This is a genomic window from Sphingomonas sp. jy18 (assembly GCF_056931895.1).
Window position 1 is genome coordinate 569,364 of sequence record NZ_JBXPBT010000002.1, and the last position, 19,342, is coordinate 588,705.

At 65.1% G+C, this 19,342-nt stretch carries 9 protein-coding genes and 1 tRNA gene; 5 read left to right on the forward strand and 5 right to left on the reverse strand.

What is annotated here, in order from left to right; all coding sequences use genetic code 11:
* Positions 1-14: 14 nt before the first annotated feature.
* The 4 genes from AC0QC4_RS07770 (at position 15) to AC0QC4_RS07785 (ending at position 14,785) form a co-directional block, all read left to right on the forward strand.
* Positions 15-782, forward strand: a complete 768-nt coding sequence (locus AC0QC4_RS07770; RefSeq protein ID WP_483659191.1) for an ImuA family protein — start codon at positions 15-17, stop codon at positions 780-782.
* Positions 697-2,208: a Y-family DNA polymerase gene (locus AC0QC4_RS07775; RefSeq protein ID WP_483659193.1), complete on the forward strand. Its 1,512-nt coding sequence runs from the start codon at positions 697-699 to the stop codon at positions 2,206-2,208. Before AC0QC4_RS07770 ends, AC0QC4_RS07775 begins: the two co-directional genes overlap by 86 nt.
* Positions 2,205-5,495, forward strand: a complete 3,291-nt coding sequence (locus AC0QC4_RS07780; protein WP_483659195.1) for an error-prone DNA polymerase — start codon at positions 2,205-2,207, stop codon at positions 5,493-5,495. Before AC0QC4_RS07775 ends, AC0QC4_RS07780 begins: the two co-directional genes overlap by 4 nt.
* A 149-nt stretch (positions 5,496-5,644) precedes the next feature.
* Positions 5,645-14,785 (forward strand): hypothetical protein, encoded by a 9,141-nt coding sequence (locus tag AC0QC4_RS07785; protein ID WP_483659197.1) that lies wholly within the window; start codon positions 5,645-5,647, stop codon positions 14,783-14,785.
* Positions 14,786-14,859: 74 nt separating this feature from the next.
* Here AC0QC4_RS07785 and AC0QC4_RS07790 read toward each other — a convergent pair.
* Together AC0QC4_RS07790 and folK are read right to left on the reverse strand one after the other, a co-directional pair.
* Positions 14,860-14,935: transfer RNA gene (locus tag AC0QC4_RS07790), tRNA-Lys, on the reverse strand.
* A gap of 25 nt (positions 14,936-14,960) precedes the next feature.
* Entirely contained in the window at positions 14,961-15,482 is a 522-nt protein-coding gene (gene folK / locus AC0QC4_RS07795; protein WP_483659199.1) for a 2-amino-4-hydroxy-6-hydroxymethyldihydropteridine diphosphokinase, read from the reverse strand.
* Between the two features lie 23 nt (positions 15,483-15,505).
* On the opposite strand from folK, the gene AC0QC4_RS07800 reads away from it, so the two are divergent.
* Positions 15,506-16,186 (forward strand): uracil-DNA glycosylase, encoded by a 681-nt coding sequence (locus tag AC0QC4_RS07800; RefSeq protein WP_483659201.1) that lies wholly within the window; start codon positions 15,506-15,508, stop codon positions 16,184-16,186.
* 316 nt (positions 16,187-16,502) lie between these two features.
* Here AC0QC4_RS07800 and AC0QC4_RS07805 read toward each other — a convergent pair whose 3' ends face one another.
* From AC0QC4_RS07805 to AC0QC4_RS07815, 3 genes are all read right to left on the reverse strand, one after another.
* Positions 16,503-17,678, reverse strand: a complete 1,176-nt coding sequence (locus AC0QC4_RS07805) for an acyl-CoA dehydrogenase family protein (RefSeq protein WP_483659203.1) — start codon at positions 17,676-17,678, stop codon at positions 16,503-16,505.
* Positions 17,679-17,780: 102 nt separating this feature from the next.
* Positions 17,781-18,284, reverse strand: coding sequence for an RNA pyrophosphohydrolase (locus AC0QC4_RS07810; protein ID WP_483659205.1), 504 nt, complete (start codon positions 18,282-18,284; stop codon positions 17,781-17,783).
* Positions 18,281-19,249, reverse strand: a complete 969-nt coding sequence (locus AC0QC4_RS07815; RefSeq protein ID WP_483659207.1) for an alpha/beta hydrolase — start codon at positions 19,247-19,249, stop codon at positions 18,281-18,283. The genes AC0QC4_RS07810 and AC0QC4_RS07815 overlap by 4 nt, the downstream gene beginning before the upstream one ends.
* Positions 19,250-19,342: the final 93 nt, after the last annotated feature.

The window sequence follows — 19,342 nt, forward strand, 5'->3', positions numbered from 1 at the left end:
ATAGGAACAAAAAGATGATTCGTCCCGCCGCCCTCCATCGCCTTGCCTTGCAGCCGCGTCCGCCGGACGGGGAGGCTGAGCGTTGCGGCGATGGCAGGATCGGCCTCGGCGCGGCCGATGTCGATGTCCGGCTGCAGGGGGGACTCGCCCGTGCGGCGCTGCATGAGATTTTCAGTGCGGGAGACAAGGATAGCAGCAGCGCCACGGCCTTCGCCCTGTTGCTGGCGACCCGCGCGCTGGGCAAGGACACGTCGCTGATGTGGGTGCGGGACGATCGTGCATCGCGGACCAATGGCTATCTTCACGCGCCGGGCCTGCTCGATCTCGGCTGCGATCCGGCCAGGCTGGTGATTGTCGTCCCGCCCGATCCCATCGGCGTGCTGCGCGCTGGTCTGGATGGCGTGCGCTGCGGCCAGTTGGGCGGGGTGGTGCTCGAACTGCATGGCGCGGCGCCCCTGCTCGATCTCACCGCTTCGCGCCGTCTGGCAATGGCGGCCGCGCAGTCGGGCGTGTTCACTCTGGTGCTGCGGATCGATGCGGAGCCGGTGCCCAGTGCGGCGCAGACGCGGTGGAGCATCGCCACTGCGCCATCGTCGCCGCTGCCTGCCGATGCGCCGGGGCATCCGGCCTTCGATGTCGCCTTGTTGCGGCATCGTGGCGGGAGCCTTCCCTTTGCAACCCGTCTGGAGTGGAACCGTGACCGTCGCTGTTTCGCGCCGCTATCTGGCGGTGCATCTTCCCTTTCTGCCGTCGGAACGGATCAGGCGCAGCGAGCGGCCTGACGCCCCGTTTGCACTGGTGGCCAAGCACCGCAGCGCGATGCGGCTGATCGCGCTCGACCAGTCGGCATTAGTGCTCGGTCTCGTCGCCGGCATGACGCTGGCCGATGCGCGGGCGCGCGTGCCCGATCTTGCGGCCTTGCCCTATGATGCCGCCGCCGATGCGCGTGCGCTGGCGCGGCTGGCCGATGGCTGCGAGCGCTATACGCCGATGGTCGCCACCGACGGCGACGATGTGCTGCTGCTCGACATCACCGGCTGCGCGCATCTTTTTGCCGGTTATGAAGAGGGGCTTGCGGCCGATCTGGTCCAGCGGCTGAATGCTGCCGGCCTGACCACCCGCCATGCCATAGCCGCCACCGCCGATGCCGCAGCGGCGCTGGCCCGCCATGAGGAAAGCGATGTCGAGGCCTTGCCGGTCGAGGCCTTGCGCGTCGATGGGGAGCGGCACCGGGCGCTGCGCCGCGCCGGCCTGCGCACGCTGGGCGATCTGGCTGCCCGCCCCGCCGCGCCACTGGCTGCGCGCTTTGGCAGCGATCTGGTGGATGGGCTCGAGCGGCTGCTCGAACGGCAGGACGTCCGCATCGTCCCACGCCGCCATCTGCCCGAGATCAGCGTGGAGACCCGCTTTGCCGAGCCGGTGGCGCGCACCGAGGATGTGCTGGCGACGCTGCGCCATCTTGCCGCGCAGGCCGGGGACCGTCTGGCCGAACGCGGCGCGGGCGGGCGGGCCTTTGCCGCCTCCCTGTTCCGCAGCGACGGGCATGTCGCGCGGCTGGAGGTGGAGACCGGCCAGCCGGTCCGCGATTGCGCCATTCTCGACCGCCTGCTGCGTGAGCGCATCGACACCTTGTCCGATCCGCTCGACCCCGGCTTCGGCTACGATCTGATCCGCCTCGACGTGCTGACCAGCGAGGCGATGGCGGCGGAGCAGTTGCGGCTCGATGGCGGCCGGGTGGGCGACGGCGAGATGGCGCTGCTGATCGACCGGCTGGCGGTGCGGCTGGGGCGGGGCAGGGTGCGCCGCTTCGTGCCCGTCGATACGCATATCCCCGAACAGGGGGCGCTGGCCTTGCCGGTTGCCGATGCCCCGCGCGCTGTCGACTGGCCGGCTCCCGCACCGGGCGAGCCGCCGCTGCGGCCCATCCACCTGTTCGATCCGCCCCAGAAGATCGAGGTGCTCGCCGCCGTCCCCGATGGCCCGCCCCGCCGCTTCAAATGGCGCAAGGCGCTGCATGAGGTGGTGCGACAGGAAGGGCCGGAACGGATTGCCTCCGAATGGTGGCGGCGAGAGGATAATGGCGGCCTGACCCGCGACTATTATCGCGTCGAGGATGCGCGCGGTCGCCGCTACTGGCTGTTCCGTCACGGGCTGTTCGGTAGCGAGCAAGCCAATCCCGACTGGTATATCCACGGCCTGTTCGCATGAGCGCCGGTTTCGCCGAACTGGTCGCGGCGAGCAATTTCAGTTTCCTCAGTGGAGCCTCTTCCCCCGCAGACATGGTCTGGCGCGCGCAGGCACTGGGGATGGCGGGGATCGGCATTGCCGATCGCAACACGGTGGCGGGCGTGGTCCGCGCGCACATGGCGTGGCGCGAGATCGGCGGGGCGGCGAGCGGTTTCCGGCTGGTGGTCGGCGCACGGCTGGTGTTCGCGCCTTCCGAGAACGGTGAGGCGACGCCGGACATCGTCGCCTATCCCGCCACCCGCCACGGCTGGGGGCGGCTGACACGGCTGTTGACCATCGGCAACCGCCGCGCGGTCAAGGGCGACTGCGTGCTGCATCTGGAGGATTTGCTCGACCATGCCGACGATCTGCTGCTGATCGCGATGGGCGGCGATGCCGCGCTGCTCCACCGTCTGCGCCTGGCGCGGTCGGGTGCCGTGTGGCGCGGCATTGCCATGCCGCACGGGGCAGGGGACCGGCGACGGCTGATCGCGGCGCAGAAGGAGGCCTTTGCCGCAGGCGTGCCGCTGCTCGCCACCAACGATGCGCTCTACGCCACCGCGCAGCAGCGCCCGCTGCACGACATCGTCACCTGTATCCGCGAAGGCACGTCCATCCATGCCGCCGGTCGGCGGCTGCTCGCCAATGCCGAACGTCATCTCAAATCGCCGGAGGATATGGCGCGGCTGTTCCGCGGCTATCCCGAGGCGCTGGGCGCGGGCGCGGCGCTGATGGCGCGCATCGACTTCACGCTTGATGACCTGCGCTATGAATATCCCAACGAGCCGGTACCCGAAGGCTGGGAATCGCACGACTGGCTGGAACATCTGGCGATGGAGGAGGCGCGCCGTCGCCATCCCGACGGCGTGCCCGAGCCGATGCTGCGCACGCTTGCCGAGGAGTTCCGGCTGATCCGGCTCAAGCGCTATGCCTGCTATTTCCTGACGGTGCATGACATCGTCCGTTACGCGCGCAGCCTCGACCCGCCGATCCTGTGCCAGGGGCGCGGCAGCGCCGCCAACTCGCTGGTCTGCTATCTGCTGGGCATCACCTCGGTCGATCCCATCGCCAACAAGCTGCTGTTCTCCCGCTTCCTCTCGGAAGAGCGCGACGAGCCGCCCGACATCGACGTCGATTTCGAGCATGAGCGGCGCGAGGAGGTGATGCAATATATTTACCGGCGCTATGGCCGCGAGCGCGCGGGGATTGCCGCCACGGTCATCCACTATCGCCCGCGCAGCACGCTGCGTGAGGTCGGCAAGGCGCTGGGGCTGACTGAGGATATCACAGCCCGGTTGAGCAGCACCATCTGGGGCCAGTGGGGCAGCGACGTGCCTGAGGAACGGGTGGAGGAGGCGGGGTTCGATCTTGCCAATCCCGATATCGCCCGGCTGAAATGGCTGGTCGACCAGTTGCTGACCTTTCCCCGCCACCTCTCCCAGCATGTCGGCGGCTTCGTGCTGACCGAAGGCCGCCTCGACGAGCTGGTGCCGATCCACAACGGGGCGATGAAGGACCGCACCTTCATCGAATGGGACAAGGACGATATCGAGGCGCTGGGCTTGATGAAGGTCGATGTGCTGGCGCTCGGCATGCTCACCTGCATCCGCAAGAGCTTCGATCTGCTGCGCCTGCACGGGCTGGGCGATCATGACCTGCAGAACGTCCCGCGCGAAGACCCGCAGACCTATGCGATGCTGCGGCGCGGGGACAGTATCGGCACCTTCCAGGTCGAAAGCCGCGCGCAGATCAACATGCTGCCGCGGATGAAGCCGAAGGAATTGTACGATCTGGTCATCCAGGTTGCCATCGTCCGCCCCGGCCCCATCCAGGGCGGCATGGTCCACCCCTATCTTAGGCGCCGCAATGGCGAGGAAGCGGTCGACTTTCCCTCACCGTCGCCGCCGCATGATCCGGACGAGCTGCGCGACGTGCTGGGGCGAACCCTGGGCGTTCCATTGTTCCAGGAGCAGGCGATGAAACTCGCCATCACCGCCGGCGGCTTCACCCCGGCCCAGGCGGACGGGCTGCGCCGGGCCATGGCGACCTTCCGCAACCATGGGTCGATGCCGCGCTACGAGGCACAGTTGATCGATGGCATGGTCGCGCGCGGCTATGACCGCGATTTCGCCGAGCGCTGTTTCAACCAGATCAAGGGCTTCGGCGAATATGGCTTTCCCGAAAGCCACGCCCAGGCGTTCGGCTATCTCGCCTATGTCTCGTCATGGCTGAAATGCCGCCACCCGGCGGTGTTCACCTGTGCGCTGCTCAATTCCCAGCCGATGGGCTTCTACGCGCCGGCACAGCTCGTGCGCGATGCGCAGGAACATGGCGTCGAGGTGCGCCCCGTCGACGTCAACGCAAGTGGCTGGGACAGCGCGCTGGAGGTGGCGGGGAATGACGCATCGGGTGAACCGGAGGGAATTTCACTCGCCCTGCGCCTTGGCCTGCGCCGTATCGACGGTTTCCGTGAAACCTGGGCCGAGGCCATTACCGCTGCCCGCGCTGTCGCTCCCTTTGCCTCGATCGAGGATCTCGCGCACCGCGCCGCACTGCCGCCGCAGGCCTTGCGCAGGCTCGCCGATGCCGATGCCTTCGGATCGCTGGGCAAGGGGCGGCGCGATGCGGTCTGGGATGTCCGCCGCATGCCGGGCGGGCAACTGCCGTTGTTCGCCTTTGCCGCCGCCGCCGAACTGGGGGAGGAGCCCGACGCGCGGCTCCCGGTGATGCCGCTGACCGAGGAAGTGATCGCCGACTATCAGACGGTGCGCCTGTCGCTGAAGGCGCATCCGATGCAGTTCCTGCGCCCCCGGCTGTCGGGCGAAGGGGTGCTGACCTGTGCCGAGACAAATGGGGCCGCCGATGGCCGCAAGCTGAGGACCGCCGGCGTCGTGCTGATCCGCCAGCGCCCGGGCAAGGGCAATGCGGTGTTCATTACCATCGAGGACGAGACCGGCATCGTCAACGCGCTCCTGTGGGCGCGCGACATGGAGCGGCAGCGGCGGGCCGTGATGTCGGCGCGGCTGATGCTGATCGAAGGCGAAATCCAGCGCAGCAAGGAAGGGGTGGTGCATCTCATGGCCCGGCGCATCGTCGACCGGACGGCGATGCTCGATTCGATTGCCGACAGCGACGGCCTGTCCCCGCCGATGGCCCATGCCGACGAGGTCAATCGCCCGCAACAGGCGCGCGGAAACCGGCCACCGCCGCGCCGTCACGGCCATCCGCGCGATGTCCGGATCATCCCGAAATCGCGGGATTTCCATTGAGGTGAACGCGCTTGCCCCGCTCTGGAACAGTCATGTTTCGGATGTGGGAAATGTCACTAGGAAACAAGCTGCTACAACGCTAACGTCTCCGTAACCATAACAAATGGCCCAGGGTCAGGGCTAAGTCACGCTCGATTAGGAGGAATTCTGTGCCCACACCGCCCCCCACCCCGCCTTATGACACCGACCAGACCGGCACCACCGGACCTGACAGTCGAACCCTCACAACGGGCCGAGACCGCTTTTTCGGACTTGAGGGGGATGATTTTCTGCGTGGTGGTGACGGTAACGATGTGCTCATCGGCGGTGCAGGCAGGGACATACTCTGGGGGCAGAACGGCGACGATTATATCGAAGGAGGCGACGAGGCAGACGATCTGCGCGGCGACGCCGGAGACGACACCATATTGGGCGGCGCGGGAGATGACTTCATCCGCGGCGGTGCCGGCGTCGATGTTATCGACGGTGGAGACGGCAATGACCGAATCAGCTTCTTCGAATTGAACCAGACTCAGGGAGTGGTCGCAGACCTCGCCGCCGGGACAATGTCCAACGACGGCTACGGCAACAGCGAAACCATCACCAGCATCGAAGGGCTGGGCGCCGGCACGCGCTTTGTCGACACCTTCCTTGGCAGCGACGGGGTCAATACCCTGCTCGGCAACAGCGAGGACATCTTCAACGGTCGCGGCGGCGACGATTTTATGCAGATCGGCGCATCGGCCACCGGTGGTGGCACCTTCGACGGCGGTGACGGCATCGACACGCTGAATTTCATCGACGGCTATCTTGCGGACACCAATGGTGACGGTGTCGCAGAACTGATCCCGACAACCGTGGGCGTCACGGTCAACCTCACCGCGCCGACCAACCAGATCCAGAGCGACGGCAATGGCCGGCAGGCGACTATCCTCAACGTCGAAAATCTGGGGGGCACAGCCTTCAATGACCGGCTGATCGGCAATGGCGGCAACAATACGCTGACCGGCAACCTCGGCAACGACGTGCTTGTCGGCCTAGGCGGCAACAACATCCTGCAGGGCGGGCTCGGCTCCGACGTGCTGGTCGATCTGCTCAATGGCACCAACGATATCCTCGACGGCGGTGAAGAGACTGACGCGGCGATCATAGACCTCGACTATGTCAGCTACTTCGATCCGAACCTTGGCAGCACCGGCGTCACAGTTTCCCTGGCGCTGCAGGGCGTCGCGCAGACCACCGGGCGTGGCAACGATACGCTGATCGGTATCGAAGGGCTGGCAGGTACCCGCTTTGCCGACGTTCTGACTGGCGACGACTTCAACAATGCGCTGTTCGGCATGGGCGGCGCGGACACCATCGATGCCGCTGGCGGCGACGACGCGGTCGTCGTGTCCGGCTTCGGCTCGGTGATCGATGGTGGCGCCGGCAACGACGTCATCGCTTTCTGGTCCACCGCTTTCACCGCGATACCCAACGAAATCCCCGGCGGCGTAACCTACGACCTGTCGCTCGGCGGGCCGCAGGCCAGTGCTGGCGGGATGCTGACCATCAGCAATGTCGAGAATATCAGCGGGAGCCGCGCAGACGACGTATTTACCGGAACCGCCGGAGACAATTCGATCGGCGGCAGCTATGGCAGTGACACGCTCAACGGCGGTGACGGCAATGACTCGCTCTATGGCGACGGCACATTTTCTTACAACGCCGCGACCAATGAAGTGTCGTATATCGACGAGGTAATTGCTCCTCCGGGCCAACCGGCCTTCGGCATCGCAGCAGGCAACGACACGCTGAACGGCGGCGCGGGCGACGATGAGCTGTTCGGCGGCGCGGGCGATGACACGCTGTCCGGCGGAGCCGGGTTCGACACCGTGTTCGGTGGCGAAGGCAATGACACATATATCTTCAACATCGCGACCGACGATGTCGATCAGGTCAATCTCGAGGGCGGAAACGACACCGTCCAGATCACCGGCAACGGCAATCAGACGCGCATTACCTTCTCGATCGGCCAGGCTGCCAATGGCAGCCCGGTCGATCCCTTGACCGGCCCCAACTATGATGGAGGACTCGGCCTGCGCGTTCAGGGTGAGGATGCTGCTGGCAATCTGGTGGGCGGCGTCAGCCGGTTCGACGATGAAGGCATGACGCTGGCCACTGCGGACGGCTCAACCAGCTTCGACATCCGCATATTGGAAAGCGGTCAAACTCTCGGCGTGTTCGGCGCCTTGTCGATCGGCACCCTCGGGGACGACACCATCGACCTGTCGCCGTTCTCGGCGGGCGCAGCGATTCTGGGCGGAGCGGGCAATGACCGGCTGACTGGCACCAGCGGCAACGACTATATCCAGGGCGGGGCCGGCGTCGACACGCTGAGCGGCGGCGACGGCAACGACAATCTGGTCGATGGCGGCGGCGGCGGCAAGACCATCCTCGGCGGCGCGGGGCAGGACCGCTTCTTCTTCAACATTCTGGCCAATGGCGCCAATACCATCGATCTTGGCGAGTCGTCGGGCAGCACCGGCATCGACATCGTCAACATTCAGGGGCCGTCCAGCATCCCGCAAATCCGCCTGACGCTGGACGTCGCTGCAGCGGGCAACGGTGTCGGCACGCGCGACGACGGCAGTCTTGCGGTCGAAATCCAGCGGGAGGATGCCAATGGCAACCTGACCGGCGCGATCAGTCGCGGCGATGACGAGCATATTCTCTACAACTCGCCGGTGGGCAGTGTCGGGTTTGACATCCGCGATTCCGTGTCCGGCGAATTCCTCGGTGTTTACAGCTTTGCCTATCTCGGCGGTGCCACCGCCGATATCGACACCGCGCTCAGCCCGACCCGCAGCTATTTCTACAGCCTCGGCGGCGGCGACGATCAGGTGACCGGTGGTCAGCTCAACGACTATATGGACGGCGGCATCGGCAATGATGTGCTCGCCGGCGGCCTGGGCAACGACAAGCTGCTCGGCCGCGATGGCGATGACACGCTGACCGGCGGCGAAGGAAACGACACCATCGACGGCGGCACCGGCGCGGACGTCGCGGTCTTTGCCAAGGCCAGCAGCAGCTATGCGGTGGTATCGGACGGTGCGGGCGGCTTCCTCGTCATCGACCGCGAAACGCTTGAGCAGGATGTCGTCACCAACGTCGAGACGCTGCGCTTCTCGGACGGCGATTTCGCGCCCGCTTCGATTGCGCTCAACCGCATCGTAATCAATCCGGCCGGCAGCCCGAACGCCAATGGCTCGCCCAACGGTGATTACATATTGGGCGATGAGCGCACCAACGTGCTTAATGGTCAGGGTGGCAACGATTTTGTCGATGGTCGCGGCAACCCGTCGCCGGGCCAGCAGCTCATCCGCGGTCAGGCCGGCAATGACACGCTGGTCGGCGGGGAAGGCGACGACCAGTTGCGTGGCGGCAGCGGTGTCGACCGCTTCTTCGGCGGCAACGGCTTCGATCGCATCAGCCTGTTCGAGGTCGATGCCACCCAGGCCGTCTCGGCCAACCTCATCACCCAGACAATCAACAACGACGGCTTCGGCAACGTCGAGCAGATGAGCTCGATCGAGGCGCTCGGTGCAGGCACGCGCTTTGCCGATACCTTCATCGGCAACGACGTGCGCAACCTATTCCTTGGTGACAGCTCCGACACGATCACGGCCAATGGTGGCGATGACGACATCCAGCTCAGCGGCTCGACCGCCGGCGGCGGTGTGATCGATGGCGGCGACGGCGTCGACTTCATCACCTTCTTCACCTCGGACAAGCAGGAAGACACCAACGGGGACGGCATTGCCGACTCGGTCAGCACGACCACCGGCGTCACCATCGATCTGTCGCGCAACCTCATCGTCAACGATGGTTTCGGCAACAGCGCGACCCTGATCAACGTCGAAGGTGTCACTGGCGGTGGCTTGGCGGATACTCTGACCGGCACAGACGGCGACAACCGCTTCGGCATGACGCTCGGTTCCGACGTCATCGACGGTCGGGGCGGCATCGACGTGCTCGACACCAATAATGGCGCGCGGACAAAATATGGCGTGGTGGCAACCGCCACCGGTTTCGATATCACCTTCACCGACACGGTGTTTGTCTTCAACCCGGCCACCGGCACCTCCGATCCCCAGACCGTCACCGCCACCACCTCGGTGGTGAACGTCGAACGGATCCGCTTCGCCGAAGGCGAGTTCAACCTTGCCGATATCGCTGCGCCGTCGACCACCCCGACTGTAGGCAACGATATGATCACCGGCACCACCGGTGCCGACGTCATCAACGCGCTGGCCGGCAACGACGTGATCGACGGGCTGGCGGGTGACGACGTGATCGACGGGGGCGACGGTACCGACGTGGCGGTGTTTGCCAAGGCGAGCACCAGCTATGCCGTGGTTGCGGACGGCGCAGGGTTCCTGGTCATCGATCGCGAGACGCTCGAGCAGGATTTCGTCGTCAATGTCGAAACGCTGCGCTTCAGCAATGGCGATTTCACCCCGGCTTCGGTTGCCCTCAATCGCATCAACCTGCCGGCCGGCACGACCAACGATGGACGCAACGGCACGCCGCTGGGCGATTATATTGTCGGCAACGACGGCTATAACCTGATCAACGGGCAGAATGGTGACGATTTCATTCTGGCCGGAGGCAATGGTGGGGCAGAACCGTCGGTCGATCAGATCCGCGGCAACAATGGCAATGACACGCTGGTCGGCGGCGCAGGGGCGGATCTGTTCCGTGGCGGCGCGGGTGTGGATCGCTTCTTCGGACAGGGCGGCAACGACCGGATCAGCTTCTTCGAGGTGACCGCCACGCAAGGCGTTATTGCCGATCTCGAAACCGGCACCATCTCAAATGACGGTTTCGGCAATGTCGAATATTTCAGCAGCATCGAAGGTCTGGGCGGATCGACCCGTTTCGTCGACGTGTTCCGCGGCGACAGCGGCAACAACCTGTTCCTGGCTGACACGGCCGACACGGTGGAGGGCCGCGGCGGCGATGACCGGTTCCAGCTATCGGGTTCGGTCACCGGCGGCGGCGTCATCGATGGTGGGGACGGCTTCGACGTCCTGTATGCGCTGACCGCCGACCGTCAGGAAGACACCAACGGCGACGGTATTGCGGACAGCGTGGCGGCGACCCAGGGTGTCACCATCGATCTGGCGCTGGGCCGGGTGTTGAATGACGGCTTCGGGAACACCGCAACGCTGATTTCCATCGAAGGCATCGGCGGCGGCGCGCTCAACGACACGCTGCTGGGCAGTGCAGGCAATGACCAGTTCAGCCTGAGCAACGGTAACGACTTTTACGATGGACGCGATGGCACCGACACGCTCAGCGTAGAAGGCGCGGCCAGCACCGACTTCGTGGTGACCCGCATCGGCGTCAACAGCTATCGGATCACCGACACCACCGGCGTCAACGCGGTACTGCAGAACATCGAGTTCGCGCGCTTCTCCAACGGCACGTTCGCGCTTAGCGCGCTCAATGCCGGTCCGGGCGCAGGTGACGATTATGTCGAGGGCACCACGGGCAACGATACGCTCGATGGCCTCGGCGGCAATGACACCATCGAAGGTCTGCAGGGCGACGACACGCTGTCAGGCGGCGATGGCGACGATGTCGTCAACGGCGGTATCGGGCTCGATACCATCGATGGCGGGGCCGGCAGCGATACGTTGAACGGCGGCGATCAGAACGACACCATCACCGCGGGCAATGGCGCGGATACCGTCAACGGTGGCAACGGAAACGATCTGATCATCACCGGCGATGGCGATGGCGCGGCAGACAGCTACAATGGCGGCACAGGGTCCGATACGATCAGCTACCGGACCAACACTGCCGGTGTGACCGTCGATCTGGCGCTGCAGGGTAGCGCGCAGAACACCGGCAGCGAAGGCATGGATACGCTGAACGCCTTCGAGAACCTTGAGGGCGGGTCGGGCAACGACGTGCTGACCGGCAACAACCTGCCGAACCGCATCAACGGTCTCGGTGGCGATGACATTCTGTCGGGCGGCGGCTTCGTCAATCCGACAGGTGGCCTCAGCCCCAATCTGCTCGACGGCGGCGACGGATACGACATCGCCGTGTTCGCCGGGAATCGTGCGGACTATGAATTCCAGTATGTCCCGGCCACCGGACGTCTCAACGTCATTCCGCTGGCGCTGAGTGTTTCCGACGGCCTGCTCAACATCGAGGCTGTCCGTTTCGACGATGGCACCTTCCTCGTCTCCCAGCTCAACGCCATCCCCACCGAAGGCGACGACCTGATCAACGGCACCCGCTTTACCGACACTATCGACGGCTTGGGCGGCAACGACACGATCAACGGACGCGCCGCCCCCGACACGCTGAACGGCGGAGAGGGCAATGACACGCTGAACGGTGGCGACGACAATGACACGCTCGACGGCGGCAACGGCGAGGATACGGTCAACGGCGACGCCGGCAATGATACCGCCACCGGTGGAGCTGGAACCGACACAGTCAATGGCGGTGCCGGGGACGACACGCTCGACGGCGGTGCCGGCAACGACATCGTACGCGGCGGCGATGGCAACGACACCATTGCCGACGGGACCGGTGGCTCCGGCAACCAGCTGTTCGGTGACGCCGGAGACGATGTCATCACCACCACCGGCGGTCTGAACACGATCAATGGCGGCACCGGCAACGATACCGTCAACGGCGGCGGCGGCACCGATGTCATCACCCACGATCTGCTGACCGGCGGGGCCGATCGCTACAACACTGGTGGCGGCTTCGACTTCGTTACGCTGACAATGGCGGCAGGATCGGAGGCGCGGATCACCTTCACGTCCAGCGAAGTCGGCAACGGCAGCGCCACGGACGCGGGTACCCTGGCCAATCAGGACGGCGATCTTGCGGTCCGCATCCAGCTCGAAGGCAATTCGGGCGGATTGATCGGTCCGGTGTCGCGGGGTGATGATGAGGGCGTGTTCTACACGGCCTCGGAAGGATCGACGATCGAAATCCGGGATCTGGTTTCCGGCGTTTCTCGCGGTTCTTTCCGCACGTCATTCCTTGGCACCAGTGGCAATGACACTGTTACCGCGCAGGGGGCCTTCGCCGATCAGAGCTATTACATGAACGGCGGCATGGGCAATGACACGCTCACCGGCTCGACCGTCGCCGACTTCCTGGTCGGTGGTGCGGGAGACGACACGCTGTCAGGCGGATCGGGCAACGACCAATTCCTTGGCGGTGATGGCAACGATACCGTCAACGGCGACGGCGGGGATGACATCATCACCGGCGGCCTTGGTAATGACGTCGTCAACGGCGGGCTCGGTAACGACACGGCGATCTTCAACATCGCCACCGACGGCGCAGACAGCATCGATCTGGGCAGCGGGGCGGACGTGGTCCAGCTCTCCGGGGCAGGACAGATCCGCCTGACCCTGACCACGGGCGAGGTGGGCAACGGATCGGTCAATGACAGCAACAGCCTGGCCAATCAGGATGGCGGCCTTGCCGTGCGCATCCAGGCAGAGGACGGCTCCGATGGCCTGACCGGCGCGGTCAGCCGCTCCGACGATGAAGGTATCACCTTGGTCGCCGCAGCGGGCACGACTTTCGACGTGCGCGATCTTCCGACCGGGGCCACGCGTGGCGATGGCTTCAATGTGGTGATGCTGGGCACGTCGGCTGCGTCCGAGTCCCTGACCGCGTCGAACATCTTGCTGAGCTACTACATCAACGGCGGCAATGGGCGTGATGTCATCACCGGCGGCGCGGTTGCCGACGTTCTGGAGGGCGGCGCCGATATCGATGTGATCGATGGCGGCGAAGGCGACGACGTGGTGCTGGGCGGCAACGGTGTCGATCAGCTGTTCGGCGGGATCGGCAACGACCGGCTCGACGGCGGTGCGGACAACGACTTCCTGACCGGTGGCTTGGGCAACGACACCTATGTCACCGACGGGACCGATGTGATCACCGAGCAGGTCGGAGAGGGCATCGACGAGGTCATTGCCTCGCTGAACTACGCGCTCTCGGCCAACGTCGAGAATCTCACGCTCGTCGGATCCGCCATCAACGGCGACGGCAACGAGCTGGGCAATGTGATCACCGGTAATGCCAACGCCAACCTGCTGCGCGGGCTCGATGGCAACGATCTGCTGATCGGCGGCGATGGGGCCGACAATCTGCAAGGCAACAATGGCAACGACACGCTCAACGGCGGCGAGGGCGACGACGTGCTCGACGGCGGCGCTGCCGGGGACATCATGATCGGCGGCAACGGTAACGACATCTATACCGTCGACGCCGTGTCCGATCAGGTCATCGAAACCGTCGGCGGTGGTACCAACGACCGGGTTATCTCGTCGGTCAGCTACACGCTGGTCGGTGAGATCGAGGTTCTGAACCTCGTCGGGGCGGCCGCGCTAGTCGGCATCGGTTCGGCTACCAACAACACCATCAACGGCAACGAGTTCGCCAACACGCTGTACGGCAATGATGGCAACGACACGCTCGTCGGCAACGCCGGCGACGATACCCTGTTCGGCGGCAACGGCACCGACGTGCTGCGTGGCGGCGAGGGCAATGACGTGCTCGATGGCGGTGTCGGTGCGGACTCGATGAGTGGCGGCAACGGCGACGATCTCTACTACATCGACAGCGTTGCCGATGTGATCGGGGAGAGCGCTGGCGGCGGCACCAACGACCGGGCGCTGGTGTCGGTCAACAATTATGTGCTGGCCCGCGAGGTCGAAACCGCGACGCTGACCGGTACCGACAATTTTGCACTGACCGGCAATGTCTCCGCCAACACCCTCAACGGCAACAGCGGCAACAACCTGATCCGGGGCGGTGACGGCAACGACACCATCCAGGGCAATGACGGCAACGACACGCTGTTCGGCGATGCCGGCGCGGACCTGCTGCGCGGCGGCAATGGCACCGACATCCTCAATGGTGGCCTCGGCGCCGACCAGTTGCAGGGCGGTGCCGGAGCGGACATCTTCCGCTTCACCGACGTCAAGGATCTGGGCCTGACCGGTGCCACCACCGACCGCGTGCTCGATTTCACGGCGGCGCAGGGCGACCGGATCGACCTGTCGGCCATCGATGCCAACGTCAATGTCGCGGGCGACCAGGCCTTCTCGTTCATCGGCAGCGCGGCGTTCAGCGGCACGGCGGGCGAACTCAGGGTGCAGGCCAGCGGAACCAACCAACTTGTCTATGGCGACGTGAATGGAGACGGCATTGCCGACTTCCTGATCGTCGTGACCCCGACCGGCGCCGTGCCGCTCGTCAACGGCGACTTCACGCTCTGAGCGGACAGGCGCAAGCGATCAATGAGAGGGGGAAGCGCGGTTCGCCGCCTTCCCCTTTTTCTTGATTGTGAGGATGGTGAGCCCTGCTGGGTTCGAACCAGCGACCTACTGATTAAAAGTCAGTTGCTCTACCGACTGAGCTAAGGGCCCGCGCGCTCGCGTTGCGGCGCTCCCCCTAGGCGGTGCGGGGGGCAGGGTCAACCGCCCGGGCGTGGCGCAGCCGTCGGGCGATCTGGCGGACGGTCAGGCCGCTGACCGGATCGCGCCAGTCGGCGGCGATACGTGCGAGCGGCTCGGCCACGAAGCAGCGCTCGCGCCAGGCGATGTGGGGCACGGTCAGCCCCTGGCCCGACCAGCGGCCGCCGGTCCACAGGATGATGTCGAGATCGATCACCCGCGCCCCCCAGCGTCGGCCGGGGCGACGGCCGAAGTCGCGTTCGATCCGTTTGAGCAGCGCCAGCAGCTGTTGGGGATCGATATCGGTTTCCACAATCGCTGCAGCATTGGCGTAGCGACGTCGCGACGGGCCCAGTGGCGGCGAAGCGATGATCGGGCTGAGACCAACAACCGACAGGCCCGCATCGCTCAGCGCAGTTGCGGCGGCGCGTAGCACGGATGTCGGGCTGCCGTGCCGGCCATGGCGGCGGTTTGAGCCGAGCGCGAGCGCGTAGCGGTGGGGATTGCTTGCGTCGGCCATGCGCCAGCGCCTATCGCGTTGCGATGTCCGCTGCAAATCCGCACATCCGCAGTCCGCTGCCTGCGCTCGAACCCAGCCATGATTGCCCGCGCTGCCCGCGGCTGGTGGAGTTTCGCGAGGAGGTACGGCGCGAATATCCCGACTGGTGGAATGGCCCGGTGCCTGCCTTCGGTGATCCGGACGCTTGGCTGGGGCTGGTCGGCCTTGCGCCCGGCAAGCACGGCGCGCATCGCACCGGTCGGCCCTTCACTGGCGATTTCGCCGGCGAGCTGCTGTTCCAGACCCTCGCCAAATTCGGGTTGAGCGATGGCACCTATGGCGCAGATCCTGCCGATGGCCTGACGCTAAAGGGCGCGGTCATCCTCAACAGCGTCAAATGCCTGCCGCCGCAGAACAAGCCGCTGCCCGAAGAGGTGCGCAACTGCTCGATCTTCTTCGAGGCGCAGCGGGCGGCGCTGCCGAATTTGCGCGTGCTGATTGCGCTGGGGCAGATCGCGCATCAATCGGCGGTGCGGGCCGTCGGCGGTCGGCAGGCGGATTTCAAGTTCGGGCATCTCGCCGAACATCGCCTGCCTGATGGCATGTTGCTGATCGATAGCTATCACTGCTCGCGCTACAACCAGAATACCGGCCGATTGACCGCGGCCATGTTCGAGGCCGTGTTTGCTCGGGCCGTAGCCATGCGGGACAGCATTGCCGCCTGACCACGTCAGCGTTTGTCTGATCGCACTGCGTTAAAACCGTAGCCCTGAGCCTGTCGAAGGGCGCTTAATGACGAGGCGCGCTTCGACAAGCTCAGCACTGCGGGTCAAAGCGAGCACGGCAGGCTCTAATCGCACGATGACATGGTATCGGACCAAATAGCGTTGTCATTCCCGCGAAAGCGGGAGTGCAGCGGGGGCATCGAGCGGTCCTCGCCGCTCTGGATTCCCGCTTTCGCGGGAATGACAAGTTGGTTCGGTCAAATGGCTTCCCGGGCTCGCAGTGCCAGTCTTGCTGGTTTGCTGAGAAGCTGCCTCTCTATCTCCGCGTCGGCAGCGTGCCCATATATTTGCAGATGATACCCAGCATCACCTCGTCCGCACCGCCGCCGATCGACCCCAACCGTCCGTCGCGATAGCTGCGCGAGATGCGGCTTTCGTCCATGAAGCCCATGCCGCCCCAATATTGCAGGCAGGAATCGGCGACTTCACGTTGCAGCCGACCGCCCTTGAGCTTGGCCATCGAGGCGAGCCGGGTGACGTCCTCCCCCGCGACATGTGCCGCGACGCAATTCCACGTCAGCGCCCGCAGCGCCTCGACCTCGGTGGCAAGCTCGGCGAGGCGGAAGTGGATGACCTGGTTGTCGAGCAGGGATCTGCCGAACACCTTTCGCTGGCGCGTATAATCGATGGTGTCGGCAATCATCCGCTCGCACCCGACCACCGATGAAACGGCTGCATAGATGCGTTCCTCCTGGAACTGCATCATCTGGTAGGTGAAACCCATGCCCTCCTCGCCGATGCGGTTGCGCACCGGCACACGCACCTCGTCGAACCAGATTTCGGCGGTATCGCTCGAATGCATGCCCATTTTCTTGAGCTTGCGGGCGATGGTGACGCCCTTGGCGCGCTTGCCATCCTCTGTGAGCGGCACGCAGATCAATGTCTTGTTCTTGTGCACTCCGTCGGACGGATCGCCGGTGTTGGCGAGCATGCACATCCAGTCGGCTTGGGTGCCGTTGGTGATCCACATCTTGCCGCCGGTGATGACATAATCGTCACCGTCACGCCGGGCCGTGGTCTTGATTGCTGCGACGTCCGATCCGGCATGCGGCTCGGAAACGCCGATGCAGGAGACGACATCGCCGGCGATGGAAGGCGCGAGGAAGTTGCGGCGCACCTCGTCCGATCCGAAGCGGCCGAGGGCAGGGGTGGCCATGTCGGTATGCGCGCCCAATGCCATGCGGACGCCGCCGGCATTGATGCTGCCAGCCGCTTCGTTGAACACCGACTGGTAGCTGTAATCGAGGCCCAGACCGCCGAATTCGGTCGGCTTGCAGATACCGAGCAGGCCCAGATCGCCAAATGCCTTGAACACCTGGTGGGCAGGGAAGATGCCCTCCTCCTCCCACTGGTCGACATAGGGATTGATGTGCTCCGCGACTGCTTTCAGCGTCGTGTCACGCAGCGCTTCATGTTCGGCGGTGAGTTTCATGAATTGTCCTCCGCTGCCACCTCGCCAGTCGATCCTGTGTGCATGGGCTGGCTGTCTGCCAGAGCGCTCAGGCCGGGCCGGTGGGTCGATGTAGCATGGTGGTTAGGCGCCGCCCTGGGCGGAGCCTGCTTTCAACGCATCGAGCCGGGGCGTGAATTCGTCGACGATCGCGGCATACAGCGCTCGTTTGAACGGCACGATCAGATCGACGAGCTCCTCCGGTGCGACCCAGCGCCATTGCTTGAACTCGGGATGCTCGGTGGCGATGTCGACATCTGCATCTTCGCCCAGAAACCGCAGGATGTACCAGTGCTGCCGCTGGCCACGATAGCGGCCCTTCCACACCGTGCCGACCAGTTCGGGCGGCAGGTCATAGTCGTAAGGCGAAGCGCAGCAGGCCACGATCTCGACCAGCGACGGCGGAATGCCGGTTTCCTCTTCCAGCTCCCGCAGCACGGCAACGGCAGGCTCTTCACCCGGATCGACACCGCCTTGCGGCATCTGCCATGCGTCGAGCGACGAATCGATGCGCTGGCCGACAAAGACGTGGCCGTCGCGATTGACCAGCATCGCGCCGACGCCGGGGCGGTAGGGCAGGTCGCTCATGCCCCAGCCGCCGTCACCCGGTCGAGCAAGCGGCGGAACGCGAGCAACAGCCGCTCGACATCGGCATTGGCCGACGGAACGCCTTTGCGCAGGCAGATGAACCCGTGGATCGTACCCTGGAATTCGATGAATTCATGGTCGATGCCGGCATCGGCGAGCGCCTTGGCATAGACCCGGCCCTGATCGCGGATCGGATCGAGGCTGGCGGTTATGACCACAGCCGGCGGCATGTCCCGCTGATCGAACAGTGCAGGGCTGGAATCCGCGTGGCTGACGTCGGCTGCATAATGGGCGTTGAACCATTCCATGCTGTCCCGGGTCAGCAGATGGCCCTCAGCAAATTCGATGTAGCTCGGATATTCGGTGGTCATGTCGGTCGCCGGATAGATTGGCAACTGCGCGATGACAGGCACTGCCGCCGGCGTCTCGCGCAGCCGCATTGCCGTGACGATGGTCAGGTTGCCGCCCGCGCTGTCGCCGCCCAGCGTCAGCGCGGTGACCGCGCGTCCGAGCTCCGCCGGGTTGCCTGCGACCCAGCGGGCGGCGGCCTCGCAATCGTCGGGACTGGCGGGCCAGGGGTTCTCGGGGGCCATCCGATAGTCGACCGAAATTACCGGTATGTCGAGCAGGCGCGCCGCCTCGGTGCAGAAGGGCTCGTGCGTGTCGATATCGCCGATCACCCAGCCGCCGCCATGGTAGAAAACCAGCACCGGTCCCGGATCGCGCGACTCGCGCACGTCATAGAGGCGCAGTTTGATGGCGCCGCGCGGGCCCGGGCAAGTCAAATCCTTGACCACGGCCAGCGGGGTCGGTTCCGCATCGGCAACGACGCGCATTGCCGTCATCATCGCGCGTGCGCTGGCGGGGTCGAGCTGATGCATCTTCGGCCCCTCCTGCGCATTGAGAAAGTCGAGGAAGGCACGCACGTCGGGGCGGACATAGGGTCCGCTGCTGGGCTCGGTCATCATTCTCTCCCGCTGCGGCCGCTTTGTCCCGGCCGCGAATCGCCGTCACCGGCCTGTCATTTTTTGCGTGGCAGAACAAAATCTATTTGGCGG